Source organism: Sphingomonas sp. HMP9, assembly GCF_013374115.1.
Classification (GTDB): domain Bacteria; phylum Pseudomonadota; class Alphaproteobacteria; order Sphingomonadales; family Sphingomonadaceae; genus Sphingomonas.
Genome location: NZ_AP022673.1, coordinates 854,767 through 872,015, shown reverse-complemented (window position 1 = coordinate 872,015; position 17,249 = coordinate 854,767). Strand labels below are relative to the sequence as shown.

Sequence of the window (17,249 nt, the reverse complement as noted above, 5' to 3'; positions counted from 1 at the left end):
AAAAACACGAATACGTATGCGAGACGTCAGTCAACTCAACGGCAATGTCTGCGGCAGGCGATATGTTTAGTTAGCCGCGCCAGATTCGGAACGCTGTCCTTGATTGGTGATGCAGCGGCCATTGAGGTTTTCTGATGCTATGATCGAAGTTTATTGCGGAACGGTCACCGGTACTGTTTCCGGCGCCGAGCGTGGCAGTTGCCAGCGCAATCTGCCAGCATATGTCGTTGAGACAGGCTTGCCCATCAGGTCCAAAGCTGGTTTGAACTGCGCGGTCTTTCGTAACTGGCTGCAGGTTTGCTGGTCGAGATCGGCATGGTCGCTGGTTTGAGTGACCCGGCATCCAATGACCTTGCCATTCTTCGCCAGTTTTACCTCGAAAGCGACTACCCCTTCCGAACGGGCGCGCAGCGCGGTCGGCGGGTAATCCAGCTGGACGGAAATCAACTGCGCCGACGTCGCTTTCCCAGCGGAGGCCAGCAGGGCGAATGTCAAAACCGCTTGTAACATCGTCGTCACCCCTTGCTTACCACTGTGCGCTATCGAAAGCGCTACAGACCATCGATGACAGCATTGCTCAATGAATACCTGTAATCAATCGGGTCGCGCGGATTACGTTTTCACGGGTTTCGCTCATTGCACGATACCCCTCATCATGCTCCCACCGGCAAGTCCCGGAACGCCTGGTCCTTGTCGACACGGATTTCGCCAGGAAGATCGAGGACACGTTCTGCGATGATGTTCTTGAGGATCTCGTCGGTGCCGCCGGCGATGCGCAGGCCGGGCGCCCACATCGTAGCGGCGTGGAAGGCGCCCTTCAGCGGGGTCAGCGCGGGGTCGGCGATGATGCCGTATTGATCGCCCGCCTCGACCGCGGTGTTGCCGATGTCCTGCAACTGGTTGGCGGCGACGATCTTGCCGATCGAGCTTTCTGGGCCGGGCACCTGTCCCTTCGACAACGCCGTGATCGTCCGCATCCGGGTGTTGCGGAGGCCCTCCGCCTGCACCCACCAGTCGGCGAGCCGCTGGCGGAATGCCGCGTCCTTCAGCAGCGGCCCGTCGGCGCCATCGGCTTGGGCTGCAAAGGCGAGGATGTCCTCCGGCCCGACCCCGCCGCTCGTGCCGATCGCGAGGCGCTCGTTCATCAGCGTGAACAGCGCGACCTTCCAGCCGCCGTCGACCGGCCCGAGCCGCTGTGCGTCGGAGATCCGGACGTCCTCGAACCAGACCTCGTTGAAACTCGACCCGCCCGACATCTGGTGGATCGGCCGGATCTCGATCCCCGGCGCCTTCAGGTCGAGCCAGAACATGGTCAGGCCCTGGTGCTTCGGCACGTCCGGATTGGTGCGGACCAGGACGATGCCATAGTCGCTGTAATGGGCGCCCGAGGTCCAGACCTTCTGGCCGTTGATCACCCAGTCGTCGCCGTCCCGGACAGCACGCGTGCGGATCGCGGCGACGTCCGAGCCGCCGGCGGGTTCGGAGAACAGTTGCGACCAGATCTCGTCGCCGCGCACGGCCGGGCCGACGAAGCGCCGCTTGGTCGCGTCGTCGGCATAGGCCATCACGGTCGGCACGCACATGCCGAGCCCGATCGTGAAATAGCTGCCGTCGACCGCGTGGCGCGCCTCTTCCTGGCCGAAGATCACGCTCTCGATCGGTGTGCCGCCGCCGCCACCCCATTCCTGCGGCCAGGTGATGCACGCATAGCCGCCCGCCGCCTTGCGCGCCTGCCACGCCTTCGCCTTGGCCATGTCGTCGGGGTAATGGCCGGCGTCGTGCTCGGCGATGGTCGCGTCGAGCCACGCGCGCGCGGCGGCGCGATACGTAGCTTCGGCGTCGCTGTCCTTGAAGTCCATATTCGTCCTTTCAGGCGGCGTTACGCATTTCGAGTTGGCCGACGAGGCGTTCGCGCCACGCCGCGGGGCTGCCGGCGACGAGCGCGAGCTGGCGCGAGCGGCGGTAATAGAGATGGCAGTCGGACTCCCACGTGAAGCCCATCCCACCATGCGTCTGGATGTTCTCCTTCGACGCGAACCAATAGGCGTCGGACGCGGCGACGCGCGCGGTGGCGGCGGCGAGCGGCAATTCTGCGGCGCCGACGTTCAGCGCCCACGCGCCGTAATAGGCGTTCGAGCGTGCGAGTTCGTTCTTCACATACATGTCGGCGAGCTTGTGCTTGATCGCCTGATAGCCGCCGATCTGCCGCCCGAACGCGTAGCGATCGAGCGCATAGCCCTTCGCCATCTCGAGGCACCGATCCGCGCCGCCAAGCTGTTCGAACGCGAGCAGCACCGCCGCCCGATCGAACACCGCCTGCATCGCGGCGATGCCGTTTTCGGTGCCGAGCTTCTCGCACGGCGCGTCGGTGAAGGTGAGGCGGGCGGCGCTGCGGGTCGGGTCGAGCGTTTCGAGGACTTCGGCGGTGACGCCTGCGCCCTTCTCGACGAGGTAGAGGCCGTCGCGGGCGAGGACGACGATCAGGTCGGCGACGTCGCCGTCGGTAACCGGGATCTTCTCACCGGTCAGCGTGCCGCCGGAAACGGTGGAGCGGACCGAGCGTGCCGTAATGGGGCCGGCGCCTTCGGATGTGGCAAACGCACCGATGACGTCGCCCGCCGCGATCCGGCGTAGCCACCGGATTTTCTGCGTCTCGCTGCCGTAGAGCATCAAGGCTTCGGCGACGAAATACACGGTCGAGGCGAACGGGATCGGGGCGCAGGCGCGGCCCAGCTCCTCGGCGATCGCGCAGAGTTCGATGTGGCCCAGACCGAGCCCGCCAAACGCCTCGGGGATCGCCGCGCCGAGCCAGCCCTGCGCGGCCACCGCTTTCCACAAGCCGGCGTCATAGGCGGTGGCGGCGTCGTCGAGCACGGCGCGGACCCGATCGCTGCCACACTGCGCCGCGAGAAACTTGCGCGCCTCGTCCTTCAGGAATTTCTGGTCGTCGGAATAATCGAAGTTCATGCGGACTCCTTCGAATGCGCCCAATATTCGTCGCGGAGCAGGCGCTTGTAGAGTTTCCCCGTCTCGTGCCGGGGCAGCGTCTCGCGGAAGTCGATCCGGCGCGGCGCCTTGACGTGGCTGAGGTTCGCGCGGGCGAACGCGCTGAGTTCGGCGGCGAGGTGCGCGCGATCCTCGGACGGATCGGCGGGGCAGACGATCGCGACGACCTGTTCGCCCATCTCGTCGTCCGGCGCGCCGATCACCGCGACGTCGGCGACCTTCGGGTGGGTGACGAGCAAATTCTCTATCTCGGCGGGGTAGATGTTCACCCCGCCCGAGATGATCATGAAGCTCTTGCGGTCGGTGAGGTAGAGATAGCCATCCTCGTCGAGCCAGCCGACGTCGCCGAGCGTGGTCCAGCCGTGCGCGTTGGCGGCCTCCGCGGTCTTGGCGGGATCATTGTGATATTCGAACGCGCCGCCGCCCGCGAAATACACGTCACCCTCCGCGCGCGGCGGGAGGACATTGCCCTCATCGTCGCAGATCATCGTCTGCGCGGTCAGGTTGCGGCCGACCGAGCCCGGATGCGCCAGCCATTCCGCGCTGGAGATCGCGCAGAACCCGTTGCCTTCGGTGCCGGCATAATATTCGCCGATGATCGGCCCCCACCACTCGATCATCGCCTGCTTGACCGAGATCGGGCAGGGGGCCGCGGCATGCCAGACCGCCTTCAGCGACGACATGTCGTAGCGCGCGCGGACCTCGGGCGGGAGTTTGAGCAACCGGATGAAGTGAGTCGGCACCCATTGCGCGTGCGTGACGTGGAACCGCTCGATCGCGGCGAGCGCGGTTTCGGGGTCGAAATGCTCCATCACGACGACGGTGCCGCCGACCTGCTGCACCGCCATCGACCAGCGCAACGGCGCCGCGTGATAGAGCGGCGCGGGCGACAGATAGACCATGTCGGGCGTGAACCCGTACAGCCCCTTGCCGAGCATCACGAGCGGCGAGACGTTGGTCCCGAACGGCTCGTCCGACAGCGCGTGCTTGACGCCTTTGGGCTTGCCGGTGGTGCCCGACGAATAGAGCAGGATGCCGCCGGGCGAGGGGTCGGCGATCGGTGTGACCGGCATCGCGTCTCGCGCGACCTCGTACGCGTCATAGCCCTCGATCGCGCCGTCGACCATGTAGCGTTGGACGTCGGGCAGCAGGGATACGAGACCCGCGGCGACCCCGGCGCATCCCTGGCTCGCGATCAGCACGCGGCAATCGCCGTCGTCGACGATATACGCGGCCTCGCCCGCGGTGAGCTTCGACGACAGGCACGTGCAATACACGCCGGTGCGCTCCGCCGCCCACATCACCTCGAGATAGCGTGGCGAATTGTCCATCAGCACCGCGATGCCGTCGCCGCGTTTCAGCCCGAGCGACCGGAGCAGATGCGCGCCCTGGTTCGCCCGCGCGTCAAGGTCGCGATACGTCACCGTCTCGCCCGTCGCCGCCATGATGTAGGCGGGCTTGTCGGGCGTCGTCTGCGCATGCGCGACGGGGTGCATCAGACGCGCTCGATGATGATCGCCGGCGCCATCCCGCCGCCCGCGCACATCGTCACGAGCCCGCGCTTCAGGTCGCGGCGTTCGAGTTCGTCCAATATCGTGCCGATCAGGATCGCGCCGGTCGCGCCGATCGGATGGCCCAGCGCGATCGAGCCGCCGTTGACGTTCACCTTGTCGCGGTCGAGTTTCAGGTCGCGGATGAACTTCTCGGCGACCACCGCGAACGCCTCGTTGATCTCCCACAGGTCGATGTCGTCCACCGTCAGCCCGGCCTTCGCCAGCACCTTCCGCGCCGCGGGAACGGGGGCGTTGAGCATCAACGTCGGGTCGTCGCCCATGTTCGCCATCGCGACGATTCGCGCGCGCGGCTTCAGCCCGTGCTTGGCGGCATAGTCGGCACTGGCGAGCAGCACGGCCGCCGCGCCATCCACCACACCGGAGGAATTGCCGGCATGATGGACGTGCTTGATATCGACGTCGGGATAACGTCGATTGATCTGCTTGCGGAACGTCGTGCCCTTGTCGTCAAGCGGGATGTCGGCGATCCCGGCGAACGAGGGGCGGAGCGCGGCGAGGCCCTCGGCGGTCGTGTCCGGCCGCGGATATTCGTCCTTTTCCAGGACCAGCGCGCCGGTCGCGTCGGTGACGGGGACGAGGCTGCGATCGAACCGCCCTTCGGCGATCGCCACCGCCGCCCGGCGCTGGCTTTCCAGTCCCAGTGCTTCAAGCGTTGCGCGGTCGATCCCCTCGATGCTGGCGATCGCGTCGGCGCAGATGCCCTGGTTGGATTGCGGGTGCGCCGCGTCGAGCCTGGCATTGCCCGAGCCGATCCCGAGCGGCCGCTTCCCCGCCGCCATGTCGTCCTGCATCATCGTCGCCGCCAGCGACATCATCTCGGTACCGCCGGCGATGACGAGGTTTTCCATCCCGCTCATGATCTGCGCCGCCGCGAAGTTCACCGCGGTGATCCCGCCGCCGCAGAACCGGTCGAGCGTCGTCCCGCTCGCCTTGACGTCATACCCCGCGTCGAGCGCCGCCATCCGCCCGAGATCGCCGCTCTGTTCGCCACGCTGAGCCGAGGTCGACCAGATGATATCGTCGATATCTGCGGTATCCAGCTTGTTTCGCTCGGCAATCGCCTTCAGGACGGTTGCCGCGAGATGCTGCGGGTGCATATGGGCTAGCGCGCCCTTACCCGTCTTGCCGATCCCGCGTGGGGTACGGACGGCGTCGATGATCAGTGCCTCGGCCACATCGCTCTCCTGTTGCACCCGCCGGTCTGCTCCGATCGTAGTGCCTGTTGCCGGATTGCGTCCGGCTTCGTTACGACGTAACATTCGTTATGGGGATTGGCTTGTCAAGCACGGTATTGGTGGAAGAGACGGCAGCGCCGCGGGGCGATCTGGCGCCGCGCGACTGGCTCGAGATCGGGCTGTCGTCGCTCAAGACCGGCGGGCTGCGCGCGCTGAAATTGCGCAGCCTGGCGCTGGCGCTGGGCGCATCGACCGGTAGCTTCTACCATCACTTCAAGGATTTCGACGGCTATCACGCGGCGCTCGCGGGGTATTTCGTCGAGGCGCATATCGATCCGTTGGTAGCCAAGCTTACCGCGTCGGATTTGCCGCCGGTCGAACGGATCCGCGCTTTCGCCGATCATGTCCGCGATCACGACATGGCGCATCTGGCGCTGGCAATGCGCGCCTGGGCGAGAAGCGACGCGCGCGCGGCGGCAGCGATCCGCGAACATGACGACAAGGTGATGGCATTTCTCGTGGAGCAGTTGACGGCGCATGGGTTCGACTCGGTCGAAGCCGGAATCCGTGCCTATGCGCTGCTCGCGATCGGTCTCAGCGAACTGCACCCGGACGAGGCGATCGACCGCGACGTGCTGCGCCGCGGGTTGCTAACGCTACTATGCGAGCGCTAGCCTGACACCAGACCGCGACTCCGTAAAAAAGTGGAGCGCGAACAGGAGGATGCGGGCATGCAGACGTATGACTATGTGATCATCGGCGCGGGTTCGGCCGGCTGCGTGCTCGCCGCGCGGCTGACCGAGGACCCCGCTGTAACCGTGCTCCTGCTCGAGGCGGGCGGGCGCAACGACGGCGTGCTTGTGCGGATGCCGGCGGGGGTCGGCGAGCTGATCAAGAGCAAGAATGCGAGCAACTGGGGCTTTTCGACCGAGCCCGAGCCGCATCTCGACAACCGCCGCCTGTGGTGGCCGCGCGGCAAGGGGCTGGGGGGCAGCTCGTCGATCAACGGCATGATCTACACGCGGGGGCATCCGCAGGATTATGACGAGTGGCGCCAGATGGGGCTGCCGGGATGGTCGTTCGACGACGTGCTGCCCTATTTCAAGCGGCTCGAAGGGCATCATCGCGGGGACTGTGACCTGCACGGCGGCGGCGGCCCGTTGACGATCTCCGGCGGCGAATCCGACAGCCCGTTCTACGACGCGCTGGTCGAGGCGGGGCGGCAGGCGGGCTATCCCGTCACCGAGGACTTCAACGGCGCGAGCCAGGAGGGGTTCGGGCGCTACGACCTGACCGTTGCGGACGGCAGGCGATGGAGCACGGCGGCGGCGTATCTACGGCCGGTGCTGGCGCGGCGCAACCTCACCTGCGTCACCGGCGCGCGGACGACTCGGATCCGGATCGACCAGGGGCGTGCGACTGGCGTCGACTATGTGCTCGACAAGGGTGCGAAGCCGCAGTCGGTGACGGCTACCCGCGAAGTGCTACTGTGCGCGGGCGCGGTGCAGTCGCCGCACATCCTCCAGCGGTCGGGGATCGGTGATCCCGACCGGCTGACCGCGGCGGGGATCGGCGTGCTCCACGCACTGCCCGGCGTGGGCGAGAATCTGCAGGATCATCTCGACGTCGTGATGAACTGGACGTCGCGCGGGCTGCGCACCGGCTATGCGATGACCAAGGGTGTCGGGATGCTCGGCGTGGGGCTCAATTACCTGCTCCGCGGCAAGGGCGCGGGGCGGCAGCAATTCCTCGAGGCGGGCGCGTTCGTGTCGTCGCGCGAGGGGCTGTCGCGCCCCGACGTGCAGATCCACGCGGTGCTCGCGATCATGCAGGATCACGGCAAGGTCAAGGCGACCGCGGACGGCTTCACGCTGCATCTCTGCCAGTTGCGCCCGGAAAGCCGGGGGCGGATCGGGGTCGCTTCGGCGGACCCGTTCGCGGATCCGGTGATCACCGCGAACTATCTGGCGACCGCGGAGGACCGCCGGGTGATGCGCGCATGCGTCGGCATCGGCCGCGATGTCGCGCGGCAGGCGGCGCTCGATCCGTATCGGGCGGGGGAGTTGTCGCCGGGCGGGGACGTTCGGAGCGACGACGAGATCGACGCGTGGGTGCGGCGGACCGCGGAGACGATCTATCACCCGGTGGGGACGTGCAAGATGGGCACCGCGGACGACACGATGGCGGTGGTCGACGCGACGCTCGCGGTGCGTGGGCTCGACGGACTGCGCGTGATCGATGCGTCGGTGATGCCGACGCTGATCGGCTCGAACACCAACGCACCGACGATCATGATCGCGGAGAAGGCGGCGGACATGATCCGGGGACGGCAGTTGGCGCGGGCGGCTTAGGAACCGCTTCCCCCCAACACCACCCCGGCGGAGGCCGGGGCCCAATTGGGAAGGTCACGGTAACGGCGCGCGATCCTCAGTCAGTACCGTCCCCCACTTGGGCCCCGGCCTCCGCCGGGGTGGTGGGATTGTTGGACGCACGATGGGGGCCTCCGCCATCCCCCATACCGTCCCGTCATTCTGACGAAAGTCAGGACCCAGAGCCACGAACGATATCGCTTGTGATCCTGGTTCCTGACTTTCGTCAGGATGGCGGTGGGGCGGAATGGGCGGCTCGGCCCGCCGTTACCGCGGCGCCATCCGGATCGCGCCATCAAGCCGCACGTCCTCGCCATTGAAATACCCGCATTCGATCATCGTCAGCGCGAGCGCCGCGAACTCCTCCGGCCGCCCTAGCCGCTTGGGAAACGGCACCGACGCCGCCAGCGCATCGCGCACCGGTTGCGGCGCGGCGGCCAGCAGTGGCGTGTCGAAGATCCCCGGCAGGATCGTGTTCACGCGAATCCCCTCGCTCATCAGGTCGCGCGCGATCGGCAGGGTCATGCCGACCACGCCGGCCTTTGACGCGGAATAGGCGGCCTGGCCCATCTGGCCGTCCTCTGCCGCCGCGCTCGCGGTATTGACGATCGCGCCGCGCTCGCCGTCCGCGCCGGGCTCCAGCGTCAGCATCCCCGCCGCCGACTTGGCGATGCAGCGGAACGTCCCCACCAGGTTGATCTGGATGATCCGGTCGAACGCATCGAGCGGGAAATGCTTGATCGAGCCGTCCTGCTTCGATCGCCCCGCGGTCTTCGCCGCATTGCCGGTGCCCGCGCAATTGACGAGGATCCGCTCCTGCCCATGCGCCGCGCGCGCCGCCGCAAACCCCGCATCGACACTGTCGTCCGACGTCACATCGACCTTGCAGAACACACCGCCAATCTCTTCGGCCAGCGCCTCGCCCTTGTCCGCTTGGAGATCGAAGATCGCTACCTTTACCCCCTTTGCCGCCAACGCGCGCGCGGTCGCCGCGCCGAGGCCCGATGCGCCGCCCGTCACGACGGCAGCGCTGTGTTCGAGGTCCATGCATCTCTCCTGTCAAAGCCCCGAGATCCGCGTCCCGGTTGCAGAACATTAGTTATGCCCGTATTCGAGGCTTGCCAAGCCGCCATGTCGAACAGGAATCCGACGATGACTGAAGCCGTCCTGGACAATGCCAGCCCGCATTGGCTGCCCCGCCAGCCCAAGCGCGCGCTCGATCACATTCCCGGCAACGACGGCTGGCCGATCGTCGGCAACACGTTCCGCCTGCTCGCCGACCCCACCGGCTTTGCGCAGCGCATGGTCGCGCGGTACGGGCCGGTCTATCGCAATACAGCGCTTGGCGGGACCAGCATCATGCTGCTCGGGCCCGACGCGAACGAGCTGATCCTGTTCGATCGCGACAAGACTTTCTCGTCCGAGCAGGGATGGGGCCCGCTCCTCAACCTGCTGTTCCCGCGCGGCCTGATGCTGATGGATTTCGAACAGCACCGCGCCGACCGGAAAACGCTGTCGGTGGCGTTCAAGCCCGAGCCGATGCGGCACTACACGACCGAACTCGACACGGGAATCGCGGCCGCGATCGGCGGCTGGGCTGGCCAGACGGTGCGCTTCTACGACGTCGTGAAGAAACTCACGCTCGATCTCGCCGCGACCAGCTTCCTCGGCGTGCCGCTCGGTGCGGAGGCGGACCGGATCAACCAGGCATTCGTCGACGAGGTGCAGGCGAGCGTCTCGCCGATCCGCAAACCCTGGCCCGGCACGCAGATGCGCAAGGGCGTGAAGGCGCGCGCCTAGAGCTATGCCGGAATTTGGGTGACGAGGCGATCAGGCGGCGCGGGTTGATTGGCCGTCGACGACTTCGGTGCCGTCACGGAATGTGACACCAGCGACGACTTTGGGCAACTGGTTCTCGCCCTTCAGCCGGCGCCATTTCCTGGACGCGGCGATGACGAGTTTGAAGACCATGAGGCGTGCCGTCTTTGGTGACAGCGCGCCCTTGGTACGCACCGTCCTGTGGCGCACGGTCGCGAACACGCTCTCGATCGGGTTCGACGTCCGCAGATGGTCCCAGTGCTCGGCGGGGAAGTCGAAGAAGGTGAGCAGCCTCTCGCGATCCTTGGTCAGGCATTCGACGGCCTTGGTGTATTTCGCGCTATATTTCTCGACAAAGACGGCGATCGCCTTCTCCGCCGCTGCGCGCTCAGGCGCGCTATATATCTCGCGCAGGTCAGCTTTTATTGCAGGCTGCACCGACTTGGGCACCTTGTTCAGTACGTTGGCGATCTTGTGCACCCAGCAGCGCTGGTGGCGCGTGCTGGGCCAGACTTCGTCGAGCGCTTTCCAGAAGCCGAGTGCGCCATCGCCCACCGCGATCTCGGGTGCGATTGCGAGGCCGCGCCGTTTCACCTCGACGAGCAGCTCGCGCCAGCTCTGAGCGCTTTCACGGACGCCCACCTGGAAGCCGACCAGTTCCTTCCTGCCCTCAGGCGTGGCGCCGATCAGCACCAGCATGCACTCGGAATGATCCTCCATCCGCGCCTGCAGGTAGACGCCGTCCGCCCACACATACACGTAGCGGCGGGCCGATAGGTCGCGCGCCTGCCAGTGCTCGTATTCGACCTGCCATTCAGCGGTGAGCCGACCGACCACCGCCGGCGAAAGGTTGGGCGCGTCCTTGCCAAGGAGCGCCGTGAGCGCCTCCTGAAAATCGCCGGTCGAAACCCCGCGCAGATACAGCACCGGCAGCAGCGCATCCAGGCTCTTGGTCCGCCGTGCCCAGCGCGGCAGGATTGCCGACGAGAAGCGCACACGCTCCCCTTCCTCGGCCCCCCCGCGATCACGGATCTTCACGCGCGACACCGGCACCGGGCCAATCCCGGTCTGGACCTGACGCTCTGGCCCGTGCCCGTGGCGCACCAGGCGCGACCGTCCATCGGGTAGTCGCAGGTCGTCTCGCGCCGCCAGGAACGCCTCGGCCTCCAGTTCCACCGCCTGCGCAAGCAGCCGGCGAGCTCCGGCACGCAGCACCTCGGTCAACGGATCGTCGACATCATCGGGCTGGCGAAATTGAACGACGTTGGTAGTATCGGTCATGGCGTATCGCTCTCCTTGAGAGGTTCCGGCAGGCTCATCACCCGCCTCGATACGCCGCCTTCAATCCTCCACCGTCACCCATTTTCCAACATAGCTCGCGCGCCTACCTCGTCGACTTTTTCGAGCGCGAGATCCCCGCGCGACGTAGCGGCGATGGACAGGATTTCTTCTCGCAATTCTGCCGTGCGACCGATGACGACGGCGCACCGCTGACCGCGCTGGCGATCGCCGACCACATGAACTTCCTGATGATGGCCGCGCACGACACGATCACCTCGTCCGCGACCAGCCTCGTCATGCTGCTCGCGCGCAACCCGGACTGGCAGGAGCGGTTGCGTGGCGAGGTCGCGGCGCTGGATACGGCGCTGCCGCTGACCGAGCAGCTCGATCGCCTCGTCCTCACCGAATATGCGTTCAAGGAATCGCTGCGGATGATGCCGCCGGTCCCGTCGATCCCGCGGCGGGCGCTGAAGCCGTTCCGCTTCGGCGGGTTCGACATTCCGGCGGGGACCAGCGTCGGCGTCGGCATCACCTATACGCATCACATGGCGGAATATTGGCCTGATCCCGAGCGGTTCGATCCGCTGCGCTTCACACCCGAGGCGTCGAAGGGCCGCCACCGGTTCGCGTGGGTGCCGTTCGGCGGCGGCGCGCATATGTGCATCGGGCTGCACTTCGCGACGATGCAGATGCGACTGCTCATCGCGCATCTGCTGACGCGCTACCGGATCGAGGCGGCGCCGGGCAGCGGTGATGCGTGGCAGGTGTTCCCGATCCCACGCCCGAAGGACGGTCTGCCGGTGACGTTCGTTCCGCTTGCTTCGCCGTAACAATTCGTCATCTTCGCAGCCGACCAACTGGGCGGGGCAAGATATGACGATGCGCTACATGATGCTGGCCGGTGTGGCGCTGCTCGCGACGGCCGCGGTGGCGCAGGTCCAGCCACCGCGCGTTGCGAAGAAGCCGTTCCAGGTGACGTCGCCCAACGGCGCGCGCGAGGACGATTATTACTGGCTGCGCGACGACACGCGCAAGAACCCGCAGATGCTCGCCTATCTCGCCGCGGAGAACGCCTATGCCGATGCGCAGCTCGCGTCGCTGAAACCGCTCGAGGCCAAGCTCTACGAAGACACCGTCGCGCATATCAAGCAGGACGACAGCTCGGTCCCCTATGCCAAGAACGGCTATTATTACGGCTCCCGGTTCCAGACGGGCGCGGATTATCCGATCCTAGAGCGCCGCAAGGGCAGCCGCACCGCGCCGCCCGAAATGCTGTTCGACCAGCCGGCAATGGCCAAGGGCCACAGCTTCTTCGCGCTGAGCGATTGGGCGGTGAGCCCCGACAACCGCCGCGTCGCCTGGGCCGAGGATACGGTGGGGCGCCGCCAATATGTGCTGAAGGTGAAGGATCTCGCGACCGGCGCGCTCCTCGCCGACACCCTCTCGAACATCGAGCCCAACGTCGTCTGGGCGGACGACAACAAGACGATCCTGTACGTCGAGAAGGACCCGGTGACGCTGCGCGGCTACCGCGTGAAGGCGCATGTCCTCGGCACCCCGGTCGCGAGCGACCGGCTGCTATATGAGGAGAAAGACGACAGCTTCTCGATCGACGTCTCGCGTACGTCGGACGACAGGTTCGTGTGCATCGGCGTGAGCAGCACGGTCAGCGACGAGCAGCGTTGCGCTCCCGCCGCTACGCCAACGAATTTCACGATCGTCGCGCCGCGGGCGCGAGAGTTCCGCTACAGGTCGGATCATCTCGGCAAACGCTGGATTATCCGCACCAACAAGGATGCCGAGAACTACAAGCTCGTCACCGTCGCCGACGCCGATCTTGGCAAAGGAAGGCCTGCTTGGCATGACCTGACCGTTGCCAGCGACAGGGTCTTCATCGAGAGCTTCAAGCCGTTCGATGGGTTCGTCGCAATCGACCAGCGCGAGGGTGGCAATCGCATGATCCGCGTGCTGAGCGACGCGGGCAAGTCGACCCCCGTCACCGCCGACGAACCCGCCTATCGCATGTCGCTCGACGTCAACGAGGAAACCGCGACGCCGTGGGTTCGGTACACCTATGGCTCGCTCGTGACCCCGACGACGACCTACGAGGTCAACGCGCAGACCGGCGAGCGGCGCGTGCTGAAGGTCGCACCGGTGCCGGGCTATGATCCCGCGAAGTACGTAACCGAACGCGTCTGGGCACCCGCTCGCGACGGTACGCGGATCCCGGTCTCGCTGGTCTATGCCAAGGGTGTGAAGCGCGACGGCACCGCGCCGCTCTTCCAATACGCCTATGGCAGCTACGGCATTTCGAGCGATCCGGCGGTCGATCCGGGCCGGATCGGCCTGCTCGATCGCAGCGTCGTCTACGCGATCGCGCACATCCGCGGCGGGCAGGAGATGGGGCGCGGCTGGTATGACGACGGGCATCTGCTCAACAAGAAGAACAGCTTCACCGACTTCATCGATGTCACCCGCTATCTCGTCGCGCAGAAATATGCCGCCAAGAACCGTGTGGCCGCGATGGGCGGCAGCGCGGGCGGACTGCTGATGGGCGGCGTCGCGAACATGGCGCCGGCGGACTACAAGCTGATCATCGCACAGGTGCCGTTCGTCGATGTCGTTACGACGATGCTCGACGCGTCGATCCCGCTGACGACGTTCGAGTACGACGAATGGGGCAACCCCGCGCAGAAGGCGTCGTACGATTACATACTGAGCTATTCGCCCTACGACAACGTCGCTGCGAAGGCGTATCCGGCGCTCTATGTCGGCACCGGGCTGTGGGACAGCCAGGTGCAATATTACGAGCCGACCAAATGGGTGGCGAAGCTGCGCGAACTGAAGACCGACACGAACCCGCTGCTGTTCCGGGTCAACATGGAGGCTGGGCATGGCGGAAAGTCGGGCCGCTTCGAACGCTATCGCCAGAATGCCGAATGGCAGGCGTTCATGCTGCAACAACTTGGCCTGACGAAATAGCACGCCCGTTGGCACGCGATCGAAAGCAGGGTACCGATCGCGCGGGACGCGGCTTCGAGCCGTTTCCCGTGATCGCGTCGGTGCCCGGAAGGGCTTGATTGGGAATGCGGTGCGGACGGTTCGCCGTCCTATGCCGCGGCTGTCCCTGCAACTGTAAGCGGCGAGCGAAGCGCACGAGCCCTTTTCGCGAGGGCAGCCACTGGGCCGAAGAGCCTGGGAAGGCGTGGGTGCCGAGCGTTGACCCGCGAGCCAGGAGACCTGCCGGCGTCTGGTCGCTCTTGTCCCGGTCCAGGGGGTGGCCGAGGCACGGTGAACGCCGTCTGAGCGACGACCTTGTGGCGGGGGCCGCATCGGCGTCGTGCGTCGGTCGCTCATGGCGTCCGGTCGTCGCACGGCCCGGCCGTTCGCGGCAGGCCCCGGTCCTCGTCGGACGCCGGGGAGTTCTGCATGACGACTGTCACGATCGAGAAACCGGCGACGCTCGATAAACCCAGGCGACTGTCGACGCGCAAACGCATCGGCTGGATGTTCGCAGCCCTTGTCGTGGCCAACATCGCCGCCTGGGGCTGGGCGTTCTCACTTTTTAATGCGCAGCCGCTGATGCTCGGCACCGCGTTGCTCGCTTGGGGGCTGGGTTTGCGCCACGCAGTCGATGCGGATCACATCGCCGCGATCGACAACGTGACGCGCAAGCTGATGCAGGACGGCCAGCGCCCGATCGCGGTCGGCTTCTGGTTCGCGATCGGCCATTCGGGGATCGTGCTGATCGCCGCGGTCGCGATCGCGCTCACCGCCAGCGCGCTGGCGCAGTTCGAGGCGTTCAAGCAAGTCGGCGGCGTGGTCGCCACCGTCATTTCGGCGGTGTTCCTGTTCACGATCGCGGCGATGAACCTCGTCATCCTGCGCTCCGTGTGGCGGACGTTCGGCCATGTCCGCGGCGGCGGCGTCTATGTCGAGGAAGACCTCGATCTGCTGCTCGGCAACCGCGGGCTGCTCGCGCGCCTGTTCCGGCCGATGTTCCGGCTCGTCACGCGCAGCTGGCATATGGCCCCGCTCGGGTTCCTGTTCGGGCTAGGCTTCGACACCGCAACCGAGGTCGCGATCCTCGGCCTGTCCGCGAGCCAGGCGGCGGACGGTCTGTCGATCGGCACCATCCTCGTGCTCCCGATTCTCTTCGCGACGGGCATGGCACTGGTCGACACGGCGGACGGCGTCGTCATGCTCGGCGCGTATGAATGGGCGTTCGTGAAGCCGATCCGCAAGCTCTACTACAACATCACGATCACGCTGATCTCGGCGATCGTCGCGATCGCGATCGGCGGGATCGAGACGCTGGCACTGCTGGGCGCGAAGCTTGGCTTGACCGGCGGCACCTGGGACGTGGCGACCGCGCTCGGCGAGAACTTCAACGGCCTTGGCTTTGCGATCATCGGCCTGTTCGTGCTGTGCTGGGTGCTGAGCTTCGCGATCTACCGCTGGAAACGCTTCGACGAGATCGAGGTCGTGCACGGATGACGAGTGCACCCCGTCATCATGGGCTTGACCCAGGATCCAGAGCCACAGGCGACAGCGTCCGTCAATCTGGATCCTGACTTTCATCAGGATGAGGGGACCGAGCGAGTTGGCACGCCAAAGATATTCCTCTAACCCACCCTCGAGGCTCGGTTTCACCGAACCTCGACAGATCGCGCCGGTGCCCTTCGGGGCTTGAATGGGAATGCGGTGCGGGAGGTATCCTCCCAATGCCGCGGCTGTCCCTGCAACTGTAAGCGGTGAGCGAGACGCACAAGCCCTTCGCGAGGGGGCAGCCACTGGGTGCAAACCTGGGAAGGCGTATGTCGAGCTTTGACCCGTGAGCCAGGAGACCTGCCAGCGCAACGGTCGCTCTTGCCTTGATCCAGGGGATGGTCGCGGCACGGTACTCCGTCTGAGCGACGAACGCGTGCGGCCGAAAGGTCGTGCGTGCCCGCGTATGCTCGAAGGAGAACAACAATGTCGGACCGTTCGCCAACCCTGGCAAAAGTCCCCGTCACCATCGTTACCGGCTTCCTGGGCGCCGGCAAGACCACGCTGATCAGCCACCTGATCCGCAACGCGAACGGTCGCCGTCTCGCGGTCGTCGTCAACGAATTCGGAACGCTCGGCATCGACGGCGACATTCTCAAGGGCTGCGCAATCCCCGATTGCCCGGCCGAGAACGTGGTCGAGCTGGCGAACGGCTGTATCTGCTGCACGGTAGCTGACGACTTCATTCCGACCGTCGAGACTCTGCTCGCGCTCGACCCGCGCCCCGATCACATCCTGATCGAAACGTCCGGCCTCGCGCTCCCCAAGCCGCTGCTGAAAGCGTTCGATTGGCCGGCGATCCGCTCGCGCATCACCGTCGACGGCGTCATCGCGCTTGCCGATGCGGAGGCGGTCGCCGCCGGACGGTTCGCGCCCGACGTCGCCGCGCTCGATGCGCAGCGCGCCGCCGATCCGAGCGTCGATCACGAGACGCCTCTGTCCGAAGTGTTCGAGGACCAGCTCGCGTGCGCCGATCTCGTCCTGCTCACTAAGGTCGATCTCGCCGGTCCCGAGGGCGTCGCCAAGGCGCGCGCGGTCATCGCCGCCGAGTCCGCCCGCCCGCTCCCGGTGATCGACCTGACCGACGGCATCATCGACCCGCGCGTGATCCTGGGCCTGAACGCCGCCGCCGAGGACGACATCGCCAGTCGCCCATCACATCACGACGGCGAAGACGATCACGAGCATGACGATTTCGACAGCGTCGTCGTCGCGCTCGGCGAGATCGCCCATCCTGCCGAACTTGCCGCCAGGATCGAAGCGCTCGCCCGCAGCGCCGACATCCTGCGCGTGAAGGGATACGCCGCGGTCGCCGGCAAGCCGATGCGCCTGCTCGTCCAGGCGGTCGGCGCGCGGGTCCGGACGCAGTATGACCGCCCGTGGCGCGCCGACGAACCCCGCCGCACGCAGCTGGTGATCATCGCCGAGCATGACCGCATCGACGAGGCCCGAATTAAGGCCGCGCTGGACGCCTGAGG

12 protein-coding genes, 2 pseudogenes and 2 riboswitches are annotated in these 17,249 nt (G+C 66.3%); of the genes and pseudogenes, 7 read left to right on the top strand and 7 right to left on the bottom strand.

Annotation, left to right across the window (positions count from 1 at the left end):
- Positions 1-150 precede the first annotated feature (150 nt).
- From HMP09_RS03775 to HMP09_RS03755, 5 genes are all read right to left on the bottom strand, one after another.
- Positions 151-510, bottom strand: coding sequence for an energy transducer TonB (locus HMP09_RS03775; protein WP_176499248.1), 360 nt, complete (start codon positions 508-510; stop codon positions 151-153).
- Between the two features lie 143 nt (positions 511-653).
- On the bottom strand, positions 654-1,859 hold the full coding sequence (locus HMP09_RS03770; protein WP_176499247.1) for an acyl-CoA dehydrogenase family protein: 1,206 nt from the start codon (positions 1,857-1,859) through the stop codon (positions 654-656).
- A 10-nt stretch (positions 1,860-1,869) separates the two neighbouring features.
- On the bottom strand, positions 1,870-2,967 hold the full coding sequence (locus tag HMP09_RS03765) for an acyl-CoA dehydrogenase family protein (RefSeq protein WP_176499246.1): 1,098 nt from the start codon (positions 2,965-2,967) through the stop codon (positions 1,870-1,872).
- The gene (locus HMP09_RS03760; RefSeq protein ID WP_176499245.1) at positions 2,964-4,502 is read right to left on the bottom strand and encodes an acyl-CoA synthetase; all 1,539 of its coding nucleotides are present in this window, start codon (positions 4,500-4,502) and stop codon (positions 2,964-2,966) included. The genes HMP09_RS03765 and HMP09_RS03760 overlap by 4 nt, the downstream gene beginning before the upstream one ends.
- Positions 4,502-5,755 (bottom strand): acetyl-CoA C-acetyltransferase, encoded by a 1,254-nt coding sequence (locus HMP09_RS03755; protein ID WP_176499244.1) that lies wholly within the window; start codon positions 5,753-5,755, stop codon positions 4,502-4,504. Before HMP09_RS03755 ends, HMP09_RS03760 begins: the two co-directional genes overlap by 1 nt.
- Positions 5,756-5,856: 101 nt before the next feature.
- Between HMP09_RS03755 and HMP09_RS03750 the strand changes: the two genes are divergently transcribed.
- The gene (locus HMP09_RS03750; RefSeq protein WP_176499243.1) at positions 5,857-6,429 is read left to right on the top strand and encodes a TetR/AcrR family transcriptional regulator; all 573 of its coding nucleotides are present in this window, start codon (positions 5,857-5,859) and stop codon (positions 6,427-6,429) included.
- Positions 6,430-6,486: 57 nt separating this feature from the next.
- On the top strand, positions 6,487-8,106 hold the full coding sequence (locus HMP09_RS03745; RefSeq protein WP_176499242.1) for a choline dehydrogenase: 1,620 nt from the start codon (positions 6,487-6,489) through the stop codon (positions 8,104-8,106).
- A gap of 285 nt (positions 8,107-8,391) precedes the next feature.
- On the opposite strand, the gene HMP09_RS03740 is transcribed toward HMP09_RS03745, so the two are convergent.
- Positions 8,392-9,171, bottom strand: a complete 780-nt coding sequence (locus HMP09_RS03740) for an SDR family NAD(P)-dependent oxidoreductase (RefSeq protein ID WP_176499241.1) — start codon at positions 9,169-9,171, stop codon at positions 8,392-8,394.
- Positions 9,172-9,276: 105 nt separating this feature from the next.
- Here HMP09_RS03740 and HMP09_RS03735 point away from each other — a divergent pair.
- A pseudogene (locus HMP09_RS03735) lies at positions 9,277-9,921 on the top strand (cytochrome P450); the annotation flags it as partial.
- Positions 9,922-9,954: 33 nt separating this feature from the next.
- Here the strand turns inward: HMP09_RS03735 and HMP09_RS03730 are convergent.
- A complete protein-coding gene (locus HMP09_RS03730; protein ID WP_176498995.1) occupies positions 9,955-11,223 on the bottom strand; it encodes an IS256 family transposase in 1,269 nt (422 codons plus the stop codon).
- Between the two features lie 95 nt (positions 11,224-11,318).
- Here HMP09_RS03730 and HMP09_RS03725 point away from each other — a divergent pair.
- The 4 genes and pseudogenes from HMP09_RS03725 to cobW all read left to right on the top strand — a co-directional run.
- Positions 11,319-12,053, top strand: a pseudogene (locus HMP09_RS03725) (cytochrome P450); the annotation flags it as partial.
- A 43-nt stretch (positions 12,054-12,096) separates the two neighbouring features.
- Complete coding sequence (locus tag HMP09_RS03720) at positions 12,097-14,205, top strand: S9 family peptidase (RefSeq protein ID WP_232090646.1); 2,109 nt, start codon at positions 12,097-12,099, stop codon at positions 14,203-14,205.
- A gap of 61 nt (positions 14,206-14,266) precedes the next feature.
- Positions 14,267-14,485: riboswitch (cobalamin riboswitch) on the top strand.
- Positions 14,486-14,652: 167 nt separating this feature from the next.
- A complete protein-coding gene (locus HMP09_RS03715) occupies positions 14,653-15,720 on the top strand; it encodes a HoxN/HupN/NixA family nickel/cobalt transporter (protein WP_443026439.1) in 1,068 nt (355 codons plus the stop codon).
- Positions 15,721-15,879: 159 nt separating this feature from the next.
- A riboswitch (cobalamin riboswitch) is annotated at positions 15,880-16,093 on the top strand.
- A 104-nt stretch (positions 16,094-16,197) separates the two neighbouring features.
- The gene (gene cobW, locus HMP09_RS03710) at positions 16,198-17,247 is read left to right on the top strand and encodes a cobalamin biosynthesis protein CobW (RefSeq protein WP_176499239.1); all 1,050 of its coding nucleotides are present in this window, start codon (positions 16,198-16,200) and stop codon (positions 17,245-17,247) included.
- Positions 17,248-17,249 lie beyond the last annotated feature (2 nt).

Excerpts from the sequence above, each read along its gene's own strand:
- HMP09_RS03775 (WP_176499248.1), bottom strand. The coding sequence starts at position 510 with ATGTTACAAGCGGTTTTGACATTCGCCCTGCTGGCCTCCGCTGGGAAA.
- HMP09_RS03770 (WP_176499247.1), bottom strand. The coding sequence starts at position 1,859 with ATGGACTTCAAGGACAGCGACGCCGAAGCTACGTATCGCGCCGCCGCG.
- HMP09_RS03765 (WP_176499246.1), bottom strand. The coding sequence starts at position 2,967 with ATGAACTTCGATTATTCCGACGACCAGAAATTCCTGAAGGACGAGGCG.
- HMP09_RS03760 (WP_176499245.1), bottom strand. The coding sequence starts at position 4,502 with ATGCACCCCGTCGCGCATGCGCAGACGACGCCCGACAAGCCCGCCTAC.
- HMP09_RS03745 (WP_176499242.1), top strand. The coding sequence starts at position 6,487 with ATGCAGACGTATGACTATGTGATCATCGGCGCGGGTTCGGCCGGCTGC.
- HMP09_RS03740 (WP_176499241.1), bottom strand. The coding sequence starts at position 9,171 with ATGGACCTCGAACACAGCGCTGCCGTCGTGACGGGCGGCGCATCGGGC.
- HMP09_RS03730 (WP_176498995.1), bottom strand. The coding sequence starts at position 11,223 with ATGACCGATACTACCAACGTCGTTCAATTTCGCCAGCCCGATGATGTC.
- HMP09_RS03720 (WP_232090646.1), top strand. The coding sequence starts at position 12,097 with ATGACGATGCGCTACATGATGCTGGCCGGTGTGGCGCTGCTCGCGACG.
- HMP09_RS03715 (WP_443026439.1), top strand. The coding sequence starts at position 14,653 with ATGACGACTGTCACGATCGAGAAACCGGCGACGCTCGATAAACCCAGG.
- cobW (WP_176499239.1), top strand. The coding sequence starts at position 16,198 with ATGTCGGACCGTTCGCCAACCCTGGCAAAAGTCCCCGTCACCATCGTT.